Origin of the sequence: Pontibacter mangrovi (assembly GCF_006385705.1) — a bacterium.
Lineage (GTDB): Bacteria > Bacteroidota > Bacteroidia > Cytophagales > Hymenobacteraceae > Pontibacter > Pontibacter mangrovi.
In genome coordinates, this window is record NZ_VFRQ01000001.1 from 223,127 (window position 1) to 243,719 (window position 20,593).

Consider the following 20,593-nt stretch of genomic DNA (forward strand, 5'->3'; position numbering starts at 1 on the left):
GTACTTCTGTTGCGCTTTTTTTAGCCCCTCTTACAACTGCAGCTTGGCCAGCTCCACGTATTGCTGCAGCTCCGGGAAAAAGGATCTGAAGTCAGCTTCGTACAGCTCATACTGCGCCACCAGTTCTTCTGCAGCTGTTTCCATCCCGGAATCAACAACGGTTCTTCGGCTCATTCCCGTCAGCGCTTGCGCAATCCCCTCTACCTGGGCGTAAGAGGCAAGCCAGTTTTGGCTATGCATATACTTAAAAAGGTGCTGCATGGCGTCGGGCAACAGGTGGTGGTGCTGCTGAATAAGCGTGTAAGCCTCATCTACAAAGGCCGTAAGCGGTACTGGAGCGTAATGCTCAAAGTTGCAGGCCAGGAAATGGTCAAAATACATATCGGCGATAACCGGCGAGAACTTTTTATACTTTGGCCGCAGCCGCACCTTGGTTTCCTCTACCACCGGGTGCGTGTCAGTATAGCGGTCGATGAGGCGGTGCAGTCGGATGCCTTTGGCGACGCCTGCGGGGTACTGCTCCAGCTGCCGCCCTTTCACGGCGTCTGCGATAAAATTACCTACTAAAAGTTCGTTGTCGTTACCGGAAAGGTAAATATGGGCGAGGTAGTTCAAATTCTTGATCTGATCGGTTTAACTATACTAAACAAGCTGCGGCGGCTTTTGTTCCAACCTTAATTTGGTGCTTTGGCCCACGGTTTACAAGTATAAACCCTAAGGCAGCATGCCGCGTAATCAAACAGAAACAATGGATAAAGCTATGAATAACGACCCAAGCACGAAAGAGAACCTGGAGAAACTTATAGATAAAATTAAGGACGTGAAGATTGCCATGATGACGACGGTGGATGATGACGGCACGCTCCGAAGCCGACCCATGAAAACGCAACAGACGCGGCCAGATGGGGAGCTGTGGTTCTTTACTGGGTATGCGTCAGGAAAAACGCACGAAATTGAGCATGATGCGCACGTAAACCTCAGCTATGCGGAGCCGGATGACAACCTGTATGTATCGGTTTCTGGTAAAGCCCGCGTGCTGCGCGACCAGCAGAAGATTGACGAGCTTTGGAGCGCTGACATGAAGGCCTGGTTTCCGGATGGAAAAGAAGACAAAAACATCGGCTTGATCCGGGTGGCCATTGACAAGGCAGAATACTGGGACACGCCAAGCAACACCATGGTGACGCTGTACGGTATGGCCAAAGCCGCCCTGACCGGTGAGCCAGCCAAAGGAGGCGAAAACAAGAAAATCAACCTGTAATAAGGAAATACATCTCTCTGCAACACCTGCCGGATTATTTTGGCAGGTGTTCTTTTTTGCGTTCTTATTTTATTTCTTTGCTGATACCACCATACGACACCTGCCATGCAGCCCTCCTCGCCTCGCCTTACCACCCTTACCCTGTTCGGAATACGTAGCGGGCATGTTCGCTGGGGGCTGGCGCAGATGGGCACTTCCGGGCCAAAACTGCAACAGGTGCCCGGGCTATTGTTTTTTAAACTGCTTGGCAGCGGCCACGGGCGGGGCTTTAGCATCAAACCAAACTTCAGGCGCTACGGCTTGCTTTGCACCTGGCAGTCGGAGGCGGCGGCCGATGCGTTTCTGCACGCTTCCCCCCTGATGCAGGAATATCAGTCCCACACTTCCGAAAATTGGACCATTAAGCTGCTGCCTTTCCAGCAGCACGGCAAATGGGATGGCCAGTCACCTTTCACTCCTACCCTAACAGATAAGTATACAAGCGGTCCGGTTGCCGTGCTGACGCGGGCAAGTATAAACTGGCGTGCTTTACCTTCCTTTTGGCGCTTTGTGCCCAAAACCAGCCATGCCCTGGATAACGCTGAAGGGCTGCTTTGCTCTATCGGCCTGGGAGAACTGCCACTGGTACGGCAGGCCACTTTTAGCGTGTGGGAGTCAGCAGAGGCGATGAAAGACTATGCGTATAGAAACCCTCTCCATCAGGAGGTGATGCGCAGAACGCGGCAGGAGAACTGGTATAAGGAGGAGCTGTTCGCACGCTTTAAGCCTGTCAGCAGCCAGGGCACCTGGGCCGGCACAGACCCGCTGGAACTGGTGTTGTAAACGGCTTATTTCTTTCGTTTTAGCTGCAGCATGATATCCTCCAACATGTCCAGCTGCACCTGCTGTATTTCCACCAGGTGCTGGTTCTGGTGCGTGAGCAGGTGGTCTACTTTCTCGTGCAACAGCCTGATCTCTAGCTCAGCTTTCAAATTTACTTTATAATCATGCTGTGAGCGCTGCCTGTCTTTGGCTTCCTGTCTGTTCTGGCTCATCATGATGATGGGCGCCTGAATGGCGGCCAGGCAGGAAAGGATCAGGTTAAGAAGTATAAATGGGTAGGGATCAAACGGGCGGGTGGCCAGCAGGTACACGTTTACTGCCATCCAGAGAAACAGAAACGAGAAAAAGATAAGTATAAACGTCCAGCTGCCGCCAAAGCTAGCGATCATGTCCGCCAGCCTGTCGCCCAAACTTAGCTGCTCTTCCAGTTCCTTTTCGATGTTGCTGGAGAGGAGTTCCTGCTTGTTTATACTTTTAACAACGTCTTCCTCCAGCTCCGAGAGCTCTCCCAGTTCCTGTTCCAGCATGTGCTGCAGGTACAGCTTCCGGTACTTGGCCAGAACAACCGCCGATACATACTTCTCCTCATCAAAATCGGGGTAATCCTGCTTTATGAGCTGCAGTATACTTTGTCGAATGGCTTTGCCAGATACGAGCTGATGCCGTGGCAGGTGCTTCTTGGTTACCTGGCAAAGTCCGAAAGGTTCCTGATGATGGCGCATACAAGCAAATGCCGTTTCCTGGGCTTCCTATTATACTTCTTTAGCTGCCCAAAGGGTTTTGGTCTGGTGCCAGCTGCTGCAATACCCGCTCCAGGTGCGCTTTTAAGCCATCGTACGGGCGGTAGCCTCTGCTGATAAGATGGATGTTGGTGCCATTCAGCAGGTATAGGCTCGGGAAGGCGGTGGCCTGCAGGTGGCGGGCAATGGTAAAGTCCTGCTGCGTTTTCTCTATCATCTCCACGCTCTCAAACTTTTCCAGAAAAGCCTCTTCGCCAACACCTAAATCAGCGGCTATACTTGCCAGCACTTCGGGATTGGTAACATCATTGTTTTTGGCGTAAAAAGCGCGCTGCACTGTTTCGGCCATCTCAAACTCAGCTTCCGGCTTCAGGTAGCGCATCGTTACAACTGCCCGGCAGGCGGGCTCGGTGTCATACACAAAATCCTGGCGCTCAAAAAAAGAATAATCAAAAGGCTGACCGGTGATTTGTTCTACGTCCTGCCAGTGCTTTTTTATACCTTCCTTCATCTGCTCCTCCAGCGGTTTCTCCGTGCCGGGGCGCAGGCCGCCCATCACCAGCTTGAACTGCATCTTGCCCTCCTGCTCCTGCACCAGCTGCTTTATTACCGGGGCGAACCCGTAGCACCAGGAGCACATGGGATCCATCACGTAAATCAGGTGTATGATATCGAGTAAGTCGTGCTTGTTCTGTTCCATAAAGCAAAGGTAATTAAAAACAGATGTAGAGGAGCGCTGCGCTTGTTTGGAGAACTCTTTTTTACGTTGCAAGAAGAAAATAAGCTTGTTTGCTATCTTTGCGCAAAAAGGACGCTGTGTTAGAGATTGTTTATGAAGACGCGCATTATGTGGCCATCAACAAGCCAAATGGTTTGCTGGTGCACCGCACGCGCATAGCCGAAGAGAAAAAAGAGTTTGCCATGCAGATGCTCCGCGACCAGTTGGGCTACCATGTATACACGGTGCACCGCCTGGACCGCGGCACCTCCGGCGTGCTGCTGTTTTCTAAGTCGGCGGAGGCGGCTACTCCCATTGTACAGGCTTTTGAGGCACGCGAGCCAGACAAAACATACTTTGCCATCGTGCGAGGTTATACACCCGAGACAGGTACCATCGACAACCCTATACGCCCTGACAAAGACCACCGGCACAAGGAACCGCAGGATGCCGTGACGCACTACGAGCGGCTGGCCACGGTAGAGCTTCCCATTCCGGTTGGCCGCTACCAGACTGCCCGCTACAGCCTGGTTAAGATTAAGCCTGAAACCGGCCGTATGCACCAGATCCGGAAGCATTTTGCGCACCTACGGCACTACATAGTGGGCGATAAGCGGCACGGCGACTGGCGCCACAACAAAATGTTTTTGGAGGAGCTGGGCAGTCCTTACCTGCTGCTGCATGCCGCCGCGCTCAGTTTTACCCATCCTTACACAGGCCAGCAGGTCTATATTCAGGCACAGCTTCCGGAAAACACGTTAAGGCTCTGCCATAGGTTTGGTTGGCAGGCGGTGCTGGCGCAACAGGAGGCCCTGCCACAGCCTCTTCCGGAGCTTAGTGGTTCAGGAATCTCTTAACCATTTCTACCTGTGTGCGTGCCACCAGGCCGTTACGAGCGTCGGCGTTCAGCACCATCAGCATGTACGCCATCGGCGACAGCCGCCAGTCCTGCACCACCTCCCCGTTCCGGGAACGGTAAACCGGCTTGAAGTTCTCGCGAAGAGGCAGGTGCATGCTATTGCAAACCTCTGTCGCACGCCTTATCGCCAGCGCCAGTTCCTCCATACTTTCGCAGCCGTGCTGCTGCAACAGATCAGAGGCATAGCATGTCAGTTTATTATCAGCCAGGCTGTCCAGGAAGTTCTCCAGAGGGGTGTAAGAGCGGGTTTGTTCTATGGTTACAAGCATGGTATAGTAGGGGTAATAAGTTGCTCACATACTAAACTGCCCTGGCCTTGCGCAAATCGCGAAGCCGCTCTAACAGCTCCCGCTCTTCTGCACTTAAGCTTGTAGGCAGGTTTACTTCTAATTTTACGTACAGATCGCCATGTTGGTCAGGTTGGCCATACTTTGGCATGCCTTTTCCGCGCAGGCGCAGTATTTTGCCGCTTTGCGTACCGCCCGGGATCTTCAGTTTCACCTGCCCCGACATGGTAGGCGCTTGCACCTCGCCGCCAAGTATGGCTGTGTACATATCAACCGGCAAAGTGGTGGTCAGGTCGTCGCCGGCACGTTCGAAACGGGCATCAGGCATTACCCGCACGTTTATATACAGGTCGCCGGGCTGGCCGCCGGCGGGTGCCGGTGCGCCTTTGCCTTTTATGCGCAGCACCTGCCCATCGGCCACTCCGGGCTTGGTGGTAATGCGCAACTGCTGTTCGTTTACGTTGAGTAGGCGGCTGGTGCCCGTGTAAGCTTCCTGCAGCGAAATTTCCATCTCAGCCTGGTAGTCCTGCCCTTTTGGGGCTCGGCCTCCCGCGCGTTGGCCTCCAAAGCCAGCTGCTCCGCCGCCCCCGAAAAACTGCTCAAAGAAGTCGGAAAAGCCGCCGCCACCTCCGCCTCCGGCTCCAAAAATATCGCTGAAGTCGCCCTGGTAGCTGCCCCTAAAGCCGCCGCCGGGCTGGCCATAGTACTGCCCACCCGCTCCTTGCTGCTGAAACTGACGCCAATTGGCGCCTAGTTGGTCATACTGCTTGCGTTTTTCCTCATCCCCCAGCACCTCGTAGGCTTCGCTGATGTCCTTGAATTTTTCCTCTGCCTCTTTGTTCCCTTTGTTTTTGTCGGGGTGATATTTCTTTGCCAGGGAGCGGTATGCTTTCTTTATCTCAGCCTGAGTGGCTTTTTTATCCACTCCCAATATGTTGTAGTAGTCCTTGTACTCCATGCGTTCCGAAGTTTCTTTATTGTACGACTTCCTGCAGTTCTATTGTTTAATTCTCATCCGGTTTTTACTGCTCTTATTTCTATTAAGCTGCCTGCTTATCCTACCCAGATGAAAAAACCTGTCGTGACTTTCGTTACCTAAGCTACAAAAAAAAGAAGCACCACGTAAATGGTGCTTCTTTCGTTATGATGTGTTTATACCTTAGATCGTGTCTGTTACTACCAATAAGGCATGAATGATACCCGGAATAAAGAATAGTAGCGTCAGGATGATGTTGATCCAGAAGGAAGTACCGATGCCATCGTGCAGGAATACGGCTAGTGGCGGCAGAAGCACGGCCAGGATGATCTCTACCACAGAGGTGCGGGAACCACTCTGGCGCATCATTTCCTTCACCTCTTTCTTAAGCTCCTTCTTCTCAGCCTTCGTCATGTTCTTCAGGTGCTCTTTGGCCATGGCCAGCGCCTCGGCTTCTACCACGGTCATTTCGCGCTTCTCCAGCGTTACCTCCTCGGTAGCCGCTGCAGGCACGTTAGCCACTTTTGCTTCTTTCCGTGGCGCAAGTGCGGGTGCAGGTGCCGTGCTCGTGCTAGCCTCCAGAACCGGCTCATCAGCGGCAGCCATCTCTGTTTCTTCGGTAGTAGCCACCATCGTTTCAGCCACTGCTGGCGCAACTTCCGTTACAGGGGCAACTTCAGGTGCTGCAGGTTTTGGTTTAGCTGTATTGTATGCTTCCGTATTTCCGGGCTTAAAAGTATAGTATTCGGCAGAGCTACAGGAAAACAGGAACTGTCCTGTTGCCAACGCCACCACTAAATAGAGTAGATTCTTAATTCTCATAGGTTTTATTTTTGAATGATACGAATTGTTCAGAATACATTCCCCTGAAGCATTGCTGTTGCGGCAGGGTCAACTGATGTTTCATACTTTAAATGATCATATTTTGTTTTGTTAATAGAGCAATTTAAGCGCTATTATCTTCCACAGCCTCGGGGCGGGCTTGCAAAAGTACAGCTTTCAAACTTCTCCTGATAGTATTCTTCAGTTTTTGCCACGCGCTGCCGCCTGCCTCGGCATACTTCTGATTTACCTCCAGTTCTATGCCAATGTACTGTTCGGATGTAAACTTGCGGCGCAGGTACGTCGGAAAACCATCTGCAATGCCCAGATAAGGGTAGTTAAAGCGTACCTGCAGTGCTGGTTGCGCCTTTTGTATGGCTTTTTTCCAGCTGCGGCAGAACGTGCGCTCGCTTTCCCGTTTGGGGTCATACAGTAGCCCGATGTCTGCCTGCCGTTCCTCACCGTCTAAAACAGGGGTAAAACTGTGCACGGAAATATGCAGCACCTGATGCCCCACGCTCACCAGATCGCCAATTAGCTCTTCCACTCGATTTCTGTAGGGATAATAGTACTCGCAGAGTATCGTTTGCTTTTCGCTGTCAGGCAAACCCGATACGATGTCAGAGAAAAGCCCGTGATGATGAACAGAGCGGTTGAGCTCCACCAAGAGGCGCGAAGTGGAACTGGCGAAGCTCTTATCAGGAAGTTCTTTCAGGTGCTGCAGCAGCTCCAGCGCTCCCTTGTCATAGCCGCGGTGCGAATGTAGGATATCTTCTTTGTCTTTAAAAAGTGTCTGGTAGGCAGCCGGGATTTCGTTTCCGCCGTGCTCGCAGGTAAGTATAAATTTTAGCATGGATTTTCAGGTAGAAAAACGCAGCCTTTCCGGAGGCAGTCCGCCAGTTGAAGGTATACTTCCCGTATTTTTTCCGCTGAAGGCGCCGGGCCAACAGCTTCTGAAATACGCCGTGAAAGGTTGCCACAAGAAAAAATGACATTTAAAGCTGCTGACACCTCAGGCTGCCCCTGCAGGTTGACCGCCTCCTGAATCAGGTACTTCCAGAGCTCGCCCACCGTGCAGCTGCCGCTGCGGTTATATCCGTAAAGCCGCAGGTAGGCTTGGTTCGTGATAACTGCCTCCTGCCCTTTCTGCACTACCTCCAGCAACAGCGAGGAGAGCTCGTCTTCGTGCCATACTTTCAGGTTTTGCAGGCTTGTCCACCGCTCGTCAATCAAGGCTTGTAGCACCTGCACAATGGCCTGCACCACGGCCAAATCAGCCAGAGGGCACTCCTGTATGTCCAGCAGCCGGATTTCGATGGTGTTGCGCTCGAAGCGGGCAATGGCGCCGCGGGAGTTCAGAAATTCCTCCTGCAGCGTTTCTTCCGGGTCGTGCGGGGCTATTTCCTGGTACATCTTATGCAGGATCTGCTGCTTATAGTCTTTCGCGGAAAACACCGCCTCGGGCACCACTTTGCCGGTTATACTTGGCAGCTTCTGCTGGTTTTGGCGGTATACCTCTATCCGCGAGTCTGCCATGCCGGTCAGCTGGCCATCCAGTAGGGGCGTTGAGGCGCTGAGCGCCGGCATAATGGGCAACAGCACCCGGATGGCGGCGTGCAGTTTCTCAAACTCGGCGTCATCGTAAAACGGCAGGTTCAGGTGCGTGCTCTGCAGGTTAGACCAGCCATGGCCCCGGCAGTCGAAAATGCGGTTGTAAGCCTCGTAAACGGCATTGTGCTCGTGGGGCCACAGCTTTGTTTCAGCGTATGGGTCCATGAGCGGGTGCGCCCCGGTGGGCAGCAGCATACCGTTATACTTCTCCAGCATCCGGTTTATCTTCTGCACGTGCTCCTGAAACTTCTGATGCAGCTGCGCCAGCGTCTTCACCGGCCCTTGCGTCTTCAGCTCCACCACGTGCAGCACCAGCTCATTGCTCCAGGCTATGTCGCCAAACTCCACATCCGACAGGTACTCCCCCACCTCATCGTATATAAGCTTGTCGGTAATGGGCAGCACCTGCAGCGTGTTACGCTCCACGATCATGTACTCCATCTCCACCCCGAAACCCTCGAACAGGTGCAGCGTCTTTTTCGGATTATCCATCGCTTCTGCCATTTCCGTTTTTATGGTTGTCAATGCGTCTTTTTATTGATTTGATCACAGCGGCGTAAAGCTCCTTTTTCAGGATTTTGTCTTCTACCCCGGCGTCTATACTTGGATTGTCGTTTACTTCAATCACGTAGGCCCTCCCGTCTATCTCCTTCAGGTCCACGCCGTACAGGCCGTCGCCGATCAGGTTGGCCGCTTTCAGGGCTGTGTGCAGCACATGGAAAGGCACCTCCTCAAACGGCACGATCTCATCGTCCCCTTCCTCGTCCTGTTTCTTTTTGCCGTTCCAGTTATAGATCTGCCAGTGGCCTTTGGCCATATAGTATTTGCAGGCATAGAGCGGCTGCTTGTCGAGCACACCTATGCGCCAGTCAAAATCCGTAGGGGTGTACTCCTGCCCGATGATGAGCTCCGAGGTCTCCAGCATTTTGTCCAGCTCCTCTTTCAGCTCCTTTTCGCATTTGGCCTTCACCACCCCTTGTGAGAAAGAGCTGTCCGGCAGCTTGAGCACACAGGGCAGCCCCAGCTCTTTCACCACCTCATCGCGGTTGTCCTTGTGGATGATCATGGTTTTGGGGATGGGCACTTTCGCCTTTGCCAGCAACTCGGCCAGGTATACTTTGTTGGTGCACCGAAGTATGGAAACCGGGTCATCGATCACCGCCAGCCCATCGGCAAAGGCCTTGCGGGCAAAGCGGTAGGTATGGTGGTTCACGGCGGTGGTTTCGCGGATGAGCAGCGCGTCAAATTCCGGCAGGCGGCGGTAATCGTCCTTGGTGATCAACTCGGTATAAAAGCCCAGGTTTTCAGCGGCATCTACAAAATACTGTATGGCCTTTTCGTTGGATGGCGGGGCTTTTTCCTGTGGGTCCACTAAAATAGCCAGATCATAGGCCTTGCGGTTGATGCGAGCGCCCGAGAAGCGGTGGCGGGCAAAATAAGCCTTTGCGAAGCTTTTCAGGTACTTGCGGTGGTCTTCGGGCACTTCGTTGATGGGTACTTGCGAGATGCTCTGCAACACCCAGTTATCCTTGTAGACGAACTGCGCGCGCAGCAGCGGCGCCTGAAAGTGATCGTGCAGGGCCTTGCACAGCTTTTCATACTTGGCCGCCACGTTTTGCCCGAAGTATATGCTCAGGGTAAAGTTTTTCGACTTCAGGCCCGCCAGGCTCTTTTGTATCAGGTCCTCCATCTCCACGGTTATGGCGCGCACAATGGTCGGGCTTTTCAGGTCCTGCATGGTGGTCACGCTCGGAATGGGCTTGTGGCCCCGGGCCTCCGCCAGCAGCGACACATAATAGCCCGCGCTTTGGTAGCGGTGCGAGCGGCACAGGTTAAAAATGCGGGCACTGCGGATATCGGTGTAGGTGGGGCTGGTAAGATAGGTTTGGGCATCCACTACCTCCGTGTCTTCAATTGCTTCCTCCCAGTCCTTGGGGTAGTCCACAATAATTATTTTTCGCATGGTTTAGTCGTCCAGGGGTTCATGGTTTGCAGGAAGGATTGCCAGCAGATTTGCATCATAGGTGGCCATTCCCAGCATAATTGAATTGATAAGGTGCGTGGCCTTTACTTCGTAATAGTTGTCGTTGAAGTAGGGGTTCTCGCGGTAAGGGTCTGCCACAACAATGCTTTTCTGGTCCTCTCCGAAGCCGCACAGTACTACAAAGTGCCCCATCGGAAAGCCCCTTACATCATCGTAAATAGAATTGTCATGCTCATCGCCGACCTCGCGCGCACTTTGGTACAGGTAAGTGGCGCTCAGGCCTGTAAGTAGCGGGATGCCCTGCTCAAAAAAGCCACGCAGCAGCTGCTTGGTCAGGTCCCTGCTGCGCAGTTCGCCGCCCAGCCGCAGAAACTCTATGTAAGCGTGCGTAGCTCGCTGCAGCTTGGCTCCCTTTTTATACTTGAGCTGCTCCTCCAGTTTAAGTATGATTTCCTCGTTATCCAGTCCAATCCAAGTGGGGTCGAAGATGAACATGTTATAGGTATAGATACGGGCGCGGTAGCCTCTTTTGAGGGCGTGGCAGGCCAGCAGAACTTCCAGCGTGCCACCTTCATCCAGCGAAGGAACTTCTTTGATCACATCACTCAGCGAGATCGGGTCTTTGAAGTAGCGGTACACGGCGTGCAGGCTGGTGGGCCCGCAGGTAGAGTCGTCGGGCTGCGTATGGATCTTTATCGGAATCACCTATAGTACATTGTAAAATGGCACATCAAGTTGCCTTTTATACGCTGCAGCAGCTATAAGTTTTTTAACATTATAAAGATAAAAAAGGGTGATAAAAAGGAACGGATAGAGGGGAATGTATAGAAAAGCTGGCAAATCAAAATCAAAATACTTAAATTAACCTACATAACTTGCTGATAGGATGAGCTGGAGCTTTAAAATAGGAAACCGAAGAAGGATTGCGCTGGCACTAGGGGCTGTCTTTTTGATTATTATGCTGGCCAATTGGTTTGTAGGCTACACCATGACCAGGATAAATGACAAGTTCCAGTCGGTGTATGCGGACAGGCTGGTGCCGGCCCTGGATATTTCTGCCATGCAGGAGCGCTATTACCAAAACCGCCTGCTGTTGGAGGAGCACCTGCTTTCGGGGAGCCAGCCGGAGCAGCAGCGGATTATTAGGATGATAAATCAGAACGAGGTGGAACTGGATTCTTTGTTGCAGAAATTTGAGGCTACGTACCTTACAGCCAAAGAAAGCCAGGACCTTCGCGGGTACCAGGAGGCGGCAGAAACGTACGCTAAAGTGCAGCAAAATATTCTGGCTATGAGCCAGCAAGGCCGCAAAGCGGCGGCCACTGCCAAATATAAACAGGAAGGCACGCAGGCATTTCAGGAGCTGCTGCGCCCCCTGCACGCCCTGAGCCAACTACAAGAGCAGGTAGGCCACGAGCTTTACGAAGAGGCTGACAGGCAGATGAAGTCGCTGAAGGTGCTCTCTTACCTTGTTATTGCGCTGGCTGTTATACTTGCCCTGCTGGTGGGCACTTTGCTACAATCCTCGCGCAAGCTTAAAAATATCAAGCCGCAGAAGTATCACCTGAACTAAGACCCGTGATTAAGGAGCTTAGAATGATTATAGAGATAACATGTTGATTATCCCGAACAGAATCTTCATGATCTTTTAAATCCCCTTATTCACTGGTAAGATTATTATATGCCTGCTGCACCCGCCCAAAGTGGAAGGAGTTGATCAGCTGTTGCATCTGCTCGGCCACTTTATCGTTGCAGAGGTTACCGATGCTGCCTTCGTGAGTGTGGGTGGCCTCTGCCGGCGCCTGGAAAGAACCTGCCTCAATCTTCTCTCCAACGGCTTTGTAGGCATCCCGGAACGGCATCCCCTGCAGCACCAGTTCGTTCACGGCATCCACGCTGAAGAGATATTTATACTTGTCATCCTTTAAAATGTCTTCGCGCACCTGTAGCTGCTCGGCCATGTACCCCATCATCTGCAGGCAGATCTTAAGCTCCTGGAAAGCCGGAAACAGGCTTTCTTTGAGCAGTTGCATCTCGCGGTGGTAGCCGGAGGGCAGGTTGATGAGCAGCATGCTAATATCGGTGGGCAGGGCCTGCAGCTTGTTGCACTTACCGCGCAGCAGTTCGAACACGTCGGGGTTCTTTTTGTGGGGCATGATGCTGGAGCCGGTGGTTAGGTGGTCGGGCAGCGTGACGAAGCGGAAGTTCTGGCTCATGTACAGGCACAAATCCATGCTCATGCGGGCTAAGGTGGCAGCTACGGCAGCCAAAGCCACGGCCACGGTGCGCTCTGTTTTGCCGCGACCCATCTGCGCGTATACCACGTTATAGTTCATACTTTCGAAGCCTAGCAGGTCGGTGGTCATCTGGCGGTTGAGCGGAAACGAGGAGCCATAGCCGGCGGCAGAGCCCAGTGGGTTCTTGTCCGTTATTTTATAGGCAGACAGCAACAGCTGCATATCATCCACCAGGCTCTCGGCATAGGCGCCAAACCACAGGCCAAATGAGGAGGGCATGGCCACCTGCAGGTGCGTATAGCCCGGCAAAAGCACGTGCTTATACTTCTCGCTCTGGGCCTGCAGCACCTCAAACAGCGACTGCACCTCCTGTACCACCTCCTGCAGCTGGTGGCGGAAGTATAGTTTCAGGTCTACCAACACCTGGTCGTTGCGCGAGCGGCCGCTGTGGATCTTCTTGCCTGCCTCTCCCACTCTTCGCGTCAGCTCCAGCTCCACCTGCGAGTGAATGTCCTCCACCCCGGGTTCAATGGCAAAATCACCGGCTTCTATACTTTTGTAGATGTTCTTCAGCTCCGCCTGCAGCACCTGCAGCTCCTCTGCCGTGAGCAAGCCTATACTTTGCAGCATCTGCGTATGCGCCAGCGAGCCCAGCACATCGAAACGCGCCAGCTCCATATCCAGCTCCGCATCTCGGCCAACAGTGAATTTCTCTATCTCAGCGGCTACAGCCGTGTTCTTCTGCCAAAGTTTCATGTAATTAATTTTGAATGAGTGCTTGAGTGAATATTTAAGGTGCTCATGGGCAAGCTGTGCTTTACATTGTTACTTATAGGTAAAGTATATACTTCAAGTATGACAATTAACAATTACCCTCTCCAGCAGCTCAATGTATAACTTAATTCCTTCCTCAATTTCGTGGAGGTGAATGTATTCGTCGGCCATGTGGGAGCGACCGGAGAAGCCGGGGCCCATTTTTAGCGACGGCACAGGCAACAGCGCCTGGTCGGAGGTAGTGGGTGAACCATAGGTCTGGCGGCCCATACTTAAACCAGCCTGCACCAGCGGGTGCTCCATCGGGATACTGGAAGGTTTGAGGCGCATAGAGCGCGGTTTAACCTCCGCTTTTACATGTTGCTGTATTGTCTCCAGCACCTCCTTCATGGTATAAGTATCTGTCAGGCGCACATCCACCGTGAAAGTACAGGTGTCCGGCACTACGTTATGCTGCGTGCCTGCCTGCACCATGGTAACGCTCATTTTCACCGGCCCCAGGTGCTCCGATACCTTCGGGAAAGTATAGTTCTGGAACCACTGTATATCCGGCATCGCCTCATAAATGGCATTGATACCTTCTTCACGGGCGGCGTGTCCGGCTTTGCCTTTGGCGGTGCAGTCCAGCACCAGCAAGCCTTTTTCAGCTACGGCCAGGTGCATCTGGGTTGGCTCCCCTACAATGGCGGCCTCTATACTTCCTAGCTGCGGAAGTATACTTTCAATGCCGTTGCGCCCGCTGATCTCCTCTTCTGCTGTTGCCGCTAACACCAGGTTATACTTCAGGTCCTCCCGCTCATAAAAGTATAAAAAAGTCGCGATCAACGACACCAGGCACCCACCGGCATCGTTGCTTCCCAAGCCAAACAGTTTACCGTCCTTAATACTTGCCTCAAAAGGATTGCGGGTATAACCTGGGTTAGGTTTTACAGTGTCGTGGTGTGAGTTGAGCAACAGTGTTGGCCGTTCGGGCTTATAGTGTTTATTGAAAGCCCATACGTTATTTTGCTGTTGCTTAACTTCTTTTACACCTGAATCCTTCAGAAAATCCACAAGTATAGCCGCTGTCTTGTCCTCTTCCCTGCTGAAAGATGGTGTCTGGACAAGCTGCTGCAACAACTGCATTGCCTGCTGGTATCGTTTGTTTTGCTCCATTAATTCATACTGAGGGTAGTGCCGCTGTAGTGGCCGGTGTTTATACTTGTCAACGCTTCTGCCTCACAGATCAGTACCTGCGCTACGCCCTGCTGCATGGCGGCAAAGGCATTGTCCAGTTTCGGCACCATGCCGGCATGCACTACGCCTTCTGCTTTCAAGGTTTTATACTTACTTGCGTTGATGTGCGGAATGACAGAAGCATCATTCTCGGAATCTTGCAGCACGCCTTTCTTTTCAAAACAATACACGAGCTGCACTTTATACTTAGGAGCCAGCGCCGTGGCCAGCACGGAGGCGATGGTATCGGCGTTGGTATTGAGCATGCTGCCCTGGGTGTCGTGGGTGAGCGGTGCAAAAACAGGTGTAAGTCCGGCTTCTATGATTGTTTCCAGTGCTGCCACGTTTATACTATCTGGACCGGCTACATCACCTGCAAAACCATAATCTATAGTTCTCACAGGTCTTTTATGCGCCGGTATGATGTTGGCGTCGGCACCTGTCAAACCAATGGCGTTGCAGTAAAGCGCTTGTAGTCTGGCCACTACCTGCTTGTTCACCAGCCCGCCGTACACCATGGTTACCAGTTCCAGCGTCTCAGCATCGGTAATGCGGCGACCTTCTACCATCTTTGGCTCTATCCCCAGCCGCTGGCCAAAGGCAGAGGCTATTTTGCCCCCGCCGTGCACCAACAACTTAGGCCCCGGCAGCTGCGCGAAATCAGCCAAAAACGCCTGCAGCCGTTCTGGACTGTCAAGAATATTACCTCCTATTTTTACAATAATCATTTCTTGTAAAATGCTGACTGATAAGGATAAAATGATACTTCTATAAACTTATACTTTACCATTTTGATTATTTTCTCGGCTATACTTCTATTTGTCGCCTGTGGCGCCAGTGTAGTCGGAGACTCCACTTATATACTAAGTCACCAGTTTGGAGACCGGCGCCAGCATAGATGCATATCTAACAACTAATAACCAGCAACGAATAACTACAAAGCTTCCAGCATACGCTTGAGCACGGCCTGGGCGGCATAGGTGCGGTTGTTGGCCTGCTCCAGCACCAGCGAGTTCGGCCCGTCCAGGATCTCGTCGCTCAGCTCCACGTTGCGGCGCACCGGCAGGCAGTGCATCACCTTAGCATTGTTGGTTGCCTGCAGTTTTTCGTTTGTCAGCATCCAGCCTTCACCATCCGTTAGCACTTTGCCATACTCGGTGTAGCTCGACCAATTCTTTACGTACACAAAATCTGCATCCTGCAGCGCCTCCTGCTGGTTGGTGGTAACAGTGGCATTTTTAGTGAACTCTGGCGCCAGCTCGTACCCTTCCGGGTGTGTGATCACCAGCTCCACATCAGCCTGCCCCACCCACTCGGCAAAGGAGTTGGCCACGCACTGTGGTATTGGTTTGATGTGCGGTGCCCAGCTTAGTACCACTTTCGGCCGTTTGCCGGCTGCTGCGTTTTCCTTGATCGTCAGCAAATCAGCCAGGCTTTGCAGCGGGTGGCGCGTAGCCGACTCCAGGCTCACGATCGGCTTTTGGCTATATTTGATGAATTGCTGCAGCAACTCCTCGTTGTAATCTTCTTCGCGGTTCTGCAGTTTCGGAAATGAGCGGATGCCGATGATGTCGCAGTACTCGCCCATCACGGCGGCCGCTTCTTTGATATGCTCTACGGTAGTGCCGTTCATGATGGCTCCCTCCTGCGTCTCCAGCGCCCATCCTTCCTTGTCCAGGTTCATCACAATCACGTTCATGCCCAGGTTTTGCCCGGCTTTCTGCGTGCTCAGGCGCGTGCGCAGGCTCGGGTTTAGGAAAATCAGGCCCAGTGTTTTATTCTCGCCGAGGTTTTTATACTTGAACGGATTTTCTTTCAGATGCTGTGCCTCCGCTACCAGTTGGTTCAGGTCGGCTACATCGTGTACTGAGGTATACTTTTTCATTAGATCGTCTGCGGTTCGGTTTGATAAAGTATGGCTTCAAAGGCCTCCAGGAATTTCTCAGCTTCGCGCATGCCGATGCACAGCGGTGGCAACAGGCGCAGCGTGTTTTTATCGGACGAAGAGCCGGTAAAAATCCGGTGCTCGCTGAGTAGCTGCTTGCGAATACCGGCGCACGGCTTGTCCAGCTCCACGCCTATCATAAGCCCTTGGCCGCGTACCTCCTTCACGCCCGGAAGCTGGCGCAGCGCCTTCATTAAATACTGGCCAATCTGCTGCGCGTTTTGCATCAGGTTTTCCTCCTGCATCACTTCCAGCACCGCAAGCGCCGCCGCACAAGCCAGGTAATTTCCGCCAAACGTGGTGCCCAGCATGCCGTGCTCCGCCTCAATCTCAGGGCTTATCAGCACACCCGCCACCGGAAAACCGTTTCCCATACCTTTTGCGGTTGTGATCAGGTGCGGCTTGATATCGGCATGTTGGTGTGAGAAGAACTTTCCGGAGCGGCCGTAACCCGACTGCACCTCATCCAGGATCAGTAATGCCCCGGTTTTCTCACAGCCTGCCGCCAATGCCTTTAAAAAAGCCGGCTCCGGCACCTGCACGCCGCCTACCCCTTGTATGCCTTCCACGATCACGGCGGCCAGCTCGGTGCCATATTCCTGCAAGGCCTGGCTGTAGGCAGCAATGTCGTTCAGGGGAAGGAAAATGATGTTATCCGTTTCGTTGATGGGCGCCTGAATTTTAGGGTTATCAGTGGCCGCCACGGCAGCTGAGGTACGGCCATGGAAAGCGCCTTTAAAGGCGATGACTTTCTTGCGGCCGGTATGGAAGGAAGCCAGCTTCAGGGCATTCTCGTTGGCCTCGGCACCGGAGTTGCACAGGAAAAGGCTATAGTCTTCGTAGCCGCTCAGCTGGCCCAGCTTCTCAGCCAGTTCCTGCTGCATCGGCATCTGCACCGAATTAGAATAAAAGCCGATGTCGTAGAGCTGGCGCGCGATGCGCTTTGTATAGTGGGGATGGCTGTGGCCGATGGAGATAACGGCGTGGCCGCCGTACAGGTCGAGGTAGCGGGTGCCTTTTTCGTCCCAAACATAGGCGCCCTGTGCCCGGGCAGGCGTGATATCGAAGAGCGGGTAAACATCAAAAACGTTCATGATCTATGGGGTATGATTAGATGTAAGAAGTTAAACAATAAATGAAATACTTGACGTACATATAGTTAATTGTTGATTGTTGGATTGTTGTTTTTCTCTTTAGGTAATTCTAATAATGAGTAAATAACAACGAATACCTAAAAAGCCGAAGCCTTCAGCCTGAGCCCCGCCTGTTCCTCCAGCCCGAACAAGAGGTTCATGTTCTGCACTGCCTGACCGGACGCGCCTTTTAATAAGTTATCGATCATACTGGAGACCACCAGGTAGTCGCCTTCCTTCTGCAGGTGCAACAGGCATTTATTCGTGTTCACCACTTGCTTCAGGTCGGGTGTGCTTTTGCTGATGCTCACAAACGGATGGCTATTGTAATAGCTGTTGTACAGTTCTTCGGCCTCCTCCTGGCTCAGGCTGCAGCGGGTATAGCTGGTGCACAGGATACCACGGGTAAACGGCCCGCGGTACGGCACGAAGTTTATACTTGGCAGCTCGCTATTTTGCATCCCTTGCAGGGTACGGCGGATCTCGTGCAAGTGCTGGTGATTTAGCACTTTATAGTTGGAGATATTGCCGCTACGCCAGCTGTAGTGCGAGGTTGCGCTCAAACTTTGTCCAGCGCCGGTGCTGCCCGTGATGCCGCTTACGTGCACCTCCTCCGTCAGCAGGTTTTGCTGCGCCAGCGGCAGCAGCGCCAGTTGTATGGCCGTAGCAAAACAGCCTGGGTTGGCGATGTTTTGTGCCTGTTTTATACTTTCGCGCTGCAGTTCCGGTAAGCCGTATACAAACTCTCTATCACAGCCTTTTACCACCGCCTCTTTCAAGCTTTCATTCCAGCGGAAATCCTGGCTCAAGTCGATGATCTTTATACTTGCCGGCAGCTGTTCAGACTCCAGAAACTTCCTGGCTGCCCCATGGCCCACGCACAGAAACAGCACGTCCACCTCCTCCTGCAGCGCATCGGTAAAGTATAAATCGGTATCACCGAGCAAATCGGTATGTGTATCGTGCACCGGTTTGCCTGCCTGGCTGTTACTGTGCACAAAGGTTATCTCTACGTTTGGGTGGTTCAGGAGCAGGCGCAGCAGTTCGCCGCCGGTATAGCCCGCGCCGCCTACAATGCCTGCCTTTATGCTTAGTCCGCCCATTCTGATGTGTTGTTTATCGTGTGGTATAACTTGGTCTGGTTGCCGAAGATCTTGGCAAAGCCCTTCACGTCGTCGGAGGTCCAGGCGCGGTTCATCTCGCCGTAGCTGCCAAACTTATCGCTCATCAAATCGTGCGCACTCTCAATACCCTGCACCTGGAAATGGTAAGGCGCCAGCTGCACAAACACCTTGCCCGTCACGTTTTGCTGCGTGCTCTCCAGGAAAGCCTCAATGTCGCGCATGGTTGGGTCCAGCAGTTGCCCCTCGTGTAGCCAGTTGCCGTACCAGGCCGAAAGCTGGTCTTTCCAGTAGAGTTGCCACTTCGTCAGCACGTGCTTCTCCAGCAGGTGGTGCGCTTTTATAATTACCATCGGGGCAGCCGCCTCAAAACCAACGCGTCCTTTGATGCCGATGATGGTATCGCCCACGTGGATGTCGCGGCCGATAGCAAAGGGTGCGGCCAGTTCCTGCAGGTGTTGGATCGCCTGTACCGGATGCTCAAACGTTTGCCCGTTCACGCCTTTCAACTCGCCTTGCTCAAAGTATAAAGTCACGCGCTCCGGCTCGGTTTTGCTCAGCTGCGTTGGGTACGCCTCCTCTGGCAGCGGCAGGTGCGAGGTCAGCGTCTCCTTGCCACCCACGGATGTGCCCCAGATGCCTTTGTTAATAGAGTACTGCGCCTTCTGGAAGTCCATCTCCACGCCTTGCTCCTTCAGGTAGGTAATCTCCTCCTCGCGCGACAGCTTTTTGTCACGGATCGGGGTGATGATTTCCACTTCCGGAATCAGCGCCTGAAACACCATATCGAAACGCACCTGGTCGTTGCCAGCTCCGGTGCTGCCGTGCGCTACGTAATCGGCGCCTATACTTTTAGCATGGTTGGCAATGGCAATGGCCTGCGTTACGCGCTCGGCACTCACGCTTAGCGGGTAGGTGTTGTTTTTGAGAATGTTGCCGAATACCAGGTAACGAATGCAACTGTTATAGAAGTGCTCCGTCTCGTTCAGGTGGGTGTGTTGTTTTACGCCCATCGCATAAGCCCTACGCTCAATCTCCTTCAGTTCTTCTTCTGAAAAACCGCCCGTGTCCACAATGGCTGAGTATACTTCCAGGCCAAGCTCCTGGGCCAGGTAAATGGCGCAGTAAGAGGTATCGAGGCCGCCGCTAAAGGCTAAAACTACTTTCTTCATTTTTTAATTTTATACTTGCTGATGCAATTTATACTTGTACAGTGCTCATTTCCGGTGCGTTATAACCCGCCTGTCCCGGCTTCTGGCGGTGACGCAGCCAGCGCTCGTTCACGCTGTTCTGTTTTGGGGCCGGCTTTTTCTCCACCACCGGCAGGGCGATAAAATCCTTCTCTTTGGCCGGATCATAAAGCATGGCGGTGCAGAGGCAGTTTGTGCGGTTCTTGCTCTGCAGGATCTCAAAGTTCACGCAGCTGCGGCAGCCCTTCCAGAACTCCTCGTCGTCGGTCAGTTCGGAGTACGTAACGGGCGAATAGCCTAAACCAGAGTTGATGCGCATCACGGCCAGCGCGGTGGTCAGGCCGAAGATCTTGGCCTCCGGGTACTTGGTGCGCGAGAGCTCGAATATCTTTTTTTTGATCTGGCGCGCCAGTCCGCTTTTGCGCAGCTCCGGCGACACAATCAGGCCCGAGTTGGCCACATACTTGCCGTGACCCCAGGTCTCGATGTAGCAGAAACCAGCCCAGGTTCCGTCCGGGTGCAAGGCAATTACAGCCTTGCCCTCCAGCATTTTCTGGGCAATATAATCCGGTGAGCGTTTGGCAATACCGGTGCCGCGCGCCTTAGCCGAAGACTCCATCTCGTTGCAGATTTGCAGCGCATGGATAATATGTTGCCCTTGGGCAACCGCTACGATGAATGCAGGTTGATCCATTGTTATAAAAAGTATAGCCATGCTGTTTGGGCACAGCTAAATTCAGCTTGTAAAAAATTAACCGGATAAAGTATGAATGCAGCGAAACAGCAGCTCAGGCAAAGGCCGGACAGCTATAGATCGTGATGCAAAAAATGTATGGGG

General features: G+C 52.8%; 22 protein-coding genes. 4 read left to right on the forward strand and 18 right to left on the reverse strand.

Going from position 1 to position 20,593, the window contains the following annotated elements:
* Window positions 1-30: 30 nt before the first annotated feature.
* A complete protein-coding gene (locus FJM65_RS00960) occupies window positions 31-615 on the reverse strand; it encodes an acyl carrier protein phosphodiesterase (protein WP_140618447.1) in 585 nt (194 codons plus the stop codon).
* Window positions 616-760: 145 nt separating this feature from the next.
* On the opposite strand from FJM65_RS00960, the gene FJM65_RS00965 reads away from it, so the two are divergent.
* The gene (locus FJM65_RS00965; RefSeq protein WP_140618449.1) at window positions 761-1,261 is read left to right on the forward strand and encodes a pyridoxamine 5'-phosphate oxidase family protein; all 501 of its coding nucleotides are present in this window, start codon (window positions 761-763) and stop codon (window positions 1,259-1,261) included.
* A gap of 105 nt (window positions 1,262-1,366) precedes the next feature.
* Window positions 1,367-2,083 (forward strand): DUF3291 domain-containing protein, encoded by a 717-nt coding sequence (locus FJM65_RS00970; protein WP_140618451.1) that lies wholly within the window; start codon window positions 1,367-1,369, stop codon window positions 2,081-2,083.
* 5 nt (window positions 2,084-2,088) lie between these two features.
* Here FJM65_RS00970 and FJM65_RS00975 read toward each other — a convergent pair whose 3' ends face one another.
* The gene (locus tag FJM65_RS00975) at window positions 2,089-2,805 is read right to left on the reverse strand and encodes a DUF1003 domain-containing protein (protein WP_140618453.1); all 717 of its coding nucleotides are present in this window, start codon (window positions 2,803-2,805) and stop codon (window positions 2,089-2,091) included.
* A gap of 40 nt (window positions 2,806-2,845) precedes the next feature.
* Window positions 2,846-3,523 (reverse strand): DsbA family protein, encoded by a 678-nt coding sequence (locus FJM65_RS00980; RefSeq protein ID WP_140618455.1) that lies wholly within the window; start codon window positions 3,521-3,523, stop codon window positions 2,846-2,848.
* A gap of 116 nt (window positions 3,524-3,639) precedes the next feature.
* Here FJM65_RS00980 and FJM65_RS00985 point away from each other — a divergent pair, with 116 nt between their 5' ends.
* Window positions 3,640-4,398: a pseudouridine synthase gene (locus FJM65_RS00985; protein WP_140618457.1), complete on the forward strand. Its 759-nt coding sequence runs from the start codon at window positions 3,640-3,642 to the stop codon at window positions 4,396-4,398.
* Here FJM65_RS00985 and FJM65_RS00990 read toward each other — a convergent pair.
* The 7 genes from FJM65_RS00990 to FJM65_RS01020 form a co-directional block, all read right to left on the reverse strand.
* A complete protein-coding gene (locus FJM65_RS00990; protein WP_140618461.1) occupies window positions 4,376-4,729 on the reverse strand; it encodes a hypothetical protein in 354 nt (117 codons plus the stop codon). The two genes, FJM65_RS00985 and FJM65_RS00990, sit on opposite strands and share 23 nt — an antisense overlap.
* A gap of 31 nt (window positions 4,730-4,760) precedes the next feature.
* Window positions 4,761-5,705 carry a DnaJ C-terminal domain-containing protein gene (locus FJM65_RS00995; protein WP_140618464.1) on the reverse strand — a complete coding sequence of 315 codons (945 nt, stop codon included), beginning with the start codon at window positions 5,703-5,705 and terminating at the stop codon, window positions 4,761-4,763.
* Between the two features lie 201 nt (window positions 5,706-5,906).
* Complete coding sequence (locus FJM65_RS21800) at window positions 5,907-6,545, reverse strand: YqaE/Pmp3 family membrane protein (protein ID WP_317131332.1); 639 nt, start codon at window positions 6,543-6,545, stop codon at window positions 5,907-5,909.
* Window positions 6,546-6,669: 124 nt separating this feature from the next.
* Window positions 6,670-7,398 carry an N-formylglutamate amidohydrolase gene (locus tag FJM65_RS01005; RefSeq protein ID WP_140618467.1) on the reverse strand — a complete coding sequence of 243 codons (729 nt, stop codon included), beginning with the start codon at window positions 7,396-7,398 and terminating at the stop codon, window positions 6,670-6,672.
* Window positions 7,392-8,660: a carboxylate-amine ligase gene (locus FJM65_RS01010; protein ID WP_239022782.1), complete on the reverse strand. Its 1,269-nt coding sequence runs from the start codon at window positions 8,658-8,660 to the stop codon at window positions 7,392-7,394. The genes FJM65_RS01005 and FJM65_RS01010 overlap by 7 nt, the downstream gene beginning before the upstream one ends.
* Window positions 8,641-10,119, reverse strand: a complete 1,479-nt coding sequence (locus FJM65_RS01015) for a RimK family protein (protein WP_140618470.1) — start codon at window positions 10,117-10,119, stop codon at window positions 8,641-8,643. The genes FJM65_RS01010 and FJM65_RS01015 overlap by 20 nt, the downstream gene beginning before the upstream one ends.
* A 3-nt stretch (window positions 10,120-10,122) precedes the next feature.
* On the reverse strand, window positions 10,123-10,845 hold the full coding sequence (locus FJM65_RS01020) for a peptidase-C39 like family protein (RefSeq protein WP_140618474.1): 723 nt from the start codon (window positions 10,843-10,845) through the stop codon (window positions 10,123-10,125).
* 181 nt (window positions 10,846-11,026) lie between these two features.
* Here FJM65_RS01020 and FJM65_RS01025 point away from each other — a divergent pair, with 181 nt between their 5' ends.
* Complete coding sequence (locus tag FJM65_RS01025) at window positions 11,027-11,713, forward strand: MCP four helix bundle domain-containing protein (RefSeq protein WP_140618478.1); 687 nt, start codon at window positions 11,027-11,029, stop codon at window positions 11,711-11,713.
* Window positions 11,714-11,798: 85 nt separating this feature from the next.
* Here the strand turns inward: FJM65_RS01025 and argH are convergent, their stop codons facing one another.
* The 8 genes from argH to FJM65_RS01065 all read right to left on the reverse strand — a co-directional run bounded on the left by argH (window position 11,799) and on the right by FJM65_RS01065 (window position 20,449).
* Entirely contained in the window at window positions 11,799-13,133 is a 1,335-nt protein-coding gene (gene argH / locus FJM65_RS01030; RefSeq protein WP_140618481.1) for an argininosuccinate lyase, read from the reverse strand.
* A 93-nt stretch (window positions 13,134-13,226) separates the two neighbouring features.
* The gene (locus FJM65_RS01035; RefSeq protein ID WP_140618483.1) at window positions 13,227-14,306 is read right to left on the reverse strand and encodes a M20 family metallo-hydrolase; all 1,080 of its coding nucleotides are present in this window, start codon (window positions 14,304-14,306) and stop codon (window positions 13,227-13,229) included.
* Window positions 14,306-15,094 carry an acetylglutamate kinase gene (argB, locus tag FJM65_RS01040; protein WP_140618486.1) on the reverse strand — a complete coding sequence of 263 codons (789 nt, stop codon included), beginning with the start codon at window positions 15,092-15,094 and terminating at the stop codon, window positions 14,306-14,308. The genes FJM65_RS01035 and argB overlap by 1 nt, the downstream gene beginning before the upstream one ends.
* 206 nt (window positions 15,095-15,300) lie before the next feature.
* A complete protein-coding gene (locus FJM65_RS01045; protein WP_140618488.1) occupies window positions 15,301-16,251 on the reverse strand; it encodes an N-acetylornithine carbamoyltransferase in 951 nt (316 codons plus the stop codon).
* Complete coding sequence (locus FJM65_RS01050; RefSeq protein ID WP_140618491.1) at window positions 16,251-17,405, reverse strand: aspartate aminotransferase family protein; 1,155 nt, start codon at window positions 17,403-17,405, stop codon at window positions 16,251-16,253. Before FJM65_RS01050 ends, FJM65_RS01045 begins: the two co-directional genes overlap by 1 nt.
* A 137-nt stretch (window positions 17,406-17,542) precedes the next feature.
* Complete coding sequence (gene argC, locus FJM65_RS01055) at window positions 17,543-18,547, reverse strand: N-acetyl-gamma-glutamyl-phosphate reductase (RefSeq protein WP_140618493.1); 1,005 nt, start codon at window positions 18,545-18,547, stop codon at window positions 17,543-17,545.
* Window positions 18,535-19,737, reverse strand: a complete 1,203-nt coding sequence (locus FJM65_RS01060) for an argininosuccinate synthase (RefSeq protein WP_140618495.1) — start codon at window positions 19,735-19,737, stop codon at window positions 18,535-18,537. Before FJM65_RS01060 ends, argC begins: the two co-directional genes overlap by 13 nt.
* Window positions 19,738-19,765: 28 nt before the next feature.
* Complete coding sequence (locus tag FJM65_RS01065; RefSeq protein ID WP_219855929.1) at window positions 19,766-20,449, reverse strand: GNAT family N-acetyltransferase; 684 nt, start codon at window positions 20,447-20,449, stop codon at window positions 19,766-19,768.
* Window positions 20,450-20,593 lie beyond the last annotated feature (144 nt).